This window comes from Sulfitobacter sp. 15WGC, assembly GCF_005068605.1.
GTDB classification, from domain to species: Bacteria; Pseudomonadota; Alphaproteobacteria; order Rhodobacterales; family Rhodobacteraceae; genus Sulfitobacter; species Sulfitobacter faviae.
In genome coordinates, this window is the sequence record NZ_SZNL01000063.1 from 1 (window position 1) to 828 (window position 828).

An 828-nucleotide genomic window follows, 5' to 3' on the forward strand; every position below is an offset into this window, starting at 1 on the left:
GACACGATGGAAGGCAATGCCGAGCACAAGGACGCCATGGCCAAGATGGACATGGAGCATGACGACCCGAACTCCGTTCGCCTTGATCCCGGCATGGAGGGCGAGGTGATCTGGACCTTCTCCAATGAAGGTTCCTTCGAGTTCGCCTGCCTGATCCCCGGCCATTACGAATCCGGCATGCATGGCCCGATCACCGTGAAGCAGTCTGATGAGGCCCCCGCGGCGCCCGCCGTCTACTCAACCGGCAAGATCAAGAAAGTCGACGCCAAGGGCAAGAAAGTGACCATCATTCACGGCCCGCTGGAAAACCTCGACATGCCGTCGATGACCATGGTGTTCAAAGCCGATGAGACGCTGATCGCCAATATGAAGGAAGGCCAGAACATCGAATTCGTGGCCGACCGTGTAAAAGGCAAGCTGACCGTCACAGCGATGAAGTAAGCGCCGACAGCAGGGCCGGTGAACTGGCTGGCCCTGCTCTTTCCACCAAACAATAAGGCAGTTCGAGTAATGAGATCGCGTGGAACCACCGCCCTTTGGGCCATCGCTGCACTGCAGGCAATTGTGGCAATCTTCTTTTCCGTCTGCTTCCTGCTGGACGCCATGGGAATGGAGCCTGACTTTCTGATTTGGCAAAGCCACGAGTATCAACAAACGATCTTGGCCATCGGCCTGAACCTCGGCGTGGCGCTTGGTTGGGTCGCCCTCAGGACCAGTCTGCAACGTGCGCGGCTGGCCGAAGATAAGATGCGCCGCTGCACCTCGGAGTTCTCGATGGTGATGACGCAACATTTCACGGATTGGCGGCTGACCCCCGCAGAGCGGGAC

At 58.2% G+C, this 828-nt stretch carries 1 protein-coding gene and 1 pseudogene; both read left to right on the forward strand.

Going from position 1 to position 828, the window contains the following annotated elements:
• Positions 1-441 (forward strand): copper-binding protein (locus FCK22_RS19145; protein WP_211243594.1); only part of this gene is annotated, 441 nt, incomplete at its 5' end.
• A 69-nt stretch (positions 442-510) separates the two neighbouring features.
• Positions 511-828: pseudogene (locus FCK22_RS17970) on the forward strand (helix-turn-helix transcriptional regulator); the annotation flags it as partial.